The organism is Rhodococcus sp. LB1 (assembly GCF_001583455.1).
Lineage (GTDB): Bacteria > Actinomycetota > Actinomycetes > Mycobacteriales > Mycobacteriaceae > Rhodococcus_F > Rhodococcus_F opacus.
Map to the genome: position 1 here is coordinate 1 of NZ_LTCZ01000216.1, position 1,938 is coordinate 1,938.

The following is a 1,938-nucleotide window of genomic DNA, read 5'->3' on the forward strand; positions in this document are numbered from 1 at the left end:
TGCTCGGGCGTGCTGAGTCGAGGGTAACCCGAGCGGGCGGGGTGCGGGTCAGGTTGCGGCGGTGGGGCGGTGTCCGGGTCGTTTGCGGGGTCGGTAGGACGGTCCGTCCATCAGGGTTTGATGGCTGGTGTTGATGAGCCGGTCGAGGAGCGACTCGGCGACGACCGGGTTCGGGAACAGCGGGTACCAGTCCTTCGGGGCGCGGTTGCTCGTCAGAATCAGGGGTTTGCCGGCGATGGCGCGATCGGAAACCAGATCGTAGAGGTCGTCGGACTGGGTGGTGGTGTGCTCACGCATCGCAAAATCATCGATAATCAACACCAGCGGCCGGGTGTATTCGCGGATCCGCTGACCGATGGTGCGGTCGGCATGGCCGCCGGCGAGATCGGCGAGCATGCGGGAGCACTTGACGAACCGCACGTCCCCGCCGCGGCGGGCGACGTGATGCCCAAGCGCTTGTGCCACATGGGTTTTGCCTACTCCAACGGGACCGTAGAGGATCACCGACTCGCCGGCATCGAGCCAGCGCAGGGCGGCCAGGTCCCGCAGCATCGCCGCCGGAAGTTTCGGATTCGCGGTGAAATCGAAGTCCTCGAACGTGGCCGGTTGCTCGAACCGCGCTCGTCGCAGCCGACGGGCCAGCGCCGCGGTTTCCCGGCGGGCGATCTCATCCTCGCACAGCACTTGCAAGAACTCGAGGTGTCCGAGCTGCCCGTCCCGGGTCTGAGCGAGCCGGGCGTCGAGCGTGTCGAGCATCCCGGTCAACTTCAACGTCTTCAGCGCAGCCCGCAGGCTGGGGTCGTGAATGGTCATGACGATTCCTAGTGGTCTGATGAAAGTAATTGGTGTGCAGCATGCGTCGGTGCAGCGTTCAACACTTCAGGCGGTGCGTTCGGTGTCGAAGGCGTCGGGTCCGCGCAGGAACGCCGGCGCCGGCGTGGGGGCCGGTGTGGGCTGTCCGTCGTGTTCGGTGCCGGCGGCGAGGATGCCCTTGACGGTGCGGTAGCTGGGGTCACCGACCTCGAGGGCGCGGGCGCAGGCCGCGTCCAGGCGGGCGTCGTCGTAGCGGTCCCGCAGCCGGACGATGCCCTGGATCGCCCGCAGCCGGTGCAGCGCGTTGACCTGCGACAACTCGGCGACGACCGCGACGGCGCCGGGACCGATCTGCTCGGCCTGCGCCCGACACCAGACCACGGTCTGCAGCGTGTAGGCGATCTTGTGCGGCGGGTAGTGCTCGGGGTTCGTCGACCGCCCCGACAGGTGCAGCACATGCGTGGCGGCCACCTGCTCGGTGTGGAAGATCTGCACCACGTCGCCGCAGGTGCGGACCAGCACCTGCTGGCCGATCAGCCGCCAGGGCACCGAATACAGGGCCTTGCCGGCCTTGACGTGACAGTCCGGGGCGACCTTCCCGACCTGATAGAGGACCAGCTCGAACGGTTTCGGAGGAAGCGCTGTGAGACTGCGCCTTTCGATGGCGTCGAACACCGCCGCGGGTTGCGCACCGTCGAGACCACGGTGATTGTGGAGCCCGTAGACGTCGGTGCACCAGGCCAGGGCGGCGTCCTGCATCTGCGCCAGTGAGGTGAACTCGCGGCCCTTGAAGTACGAGTCGCGGATATAGGGCATCGGGCGCTCGATCCTGGGTTTATCCTTGGGTTTTCCTGCGCGGGCGGGGTCGATCAACACCCGGTAGTAGGCGGCGAGTTCGGCGTAGGCGCGGTTGATCTTCGGGTCATACAGGTCAGGCCGGTCGACCCCGGTTTTGAGGTTGTCGCACACGATCCGGGCCGGCGTGCCGCCGAAGAACTCGAACGCCGCCACGTGCGAGGCGCACCACGAACTCTGGTCCATCCGCAGCACCGGCTGCACGAACAGCATCCGTGAGCAGGACAGGATAATCGCGAACGCCCACACCGCCACCCGCCGGTCGGTGGC

Annotated in this window: 2 protein-coding genes; both read right to left on the reverse strand. The window is 67.1% G+C overall.

The window, feature by feature from the left end:
- Positions 1-48 precede the first annotated feature (48 nt).
- Positions 49-813 (reverse strand): IS21-like element helper ATPase IstB, encoded by a 765-nt coding sequence (gene istB, locus AZG88_RS25990; RefSeq protein WP_061699631.1) that lies wholly within the window; start codon positions 811-813, stop codon positions 49-51.
- Between the two features lie 66 nt (positions 814-879).
- The coding region (locus tag AZG88_RS25995) for an IS21 family transposase (RefSeq protein ID WP_061699632.1) at positions 880-1,938 on the reverse strand (1,059 nt) is incomplete at its 5' end.

Excerpts from the sequence above, each read along its gene's own strand:
- istB (WP_061699631.1), bottom strand. The coding sequence starts at position 813 with ATGACCATTCACGACCCCAGCCTGCGGGCTGCGCTGAAGACGTTGAAG.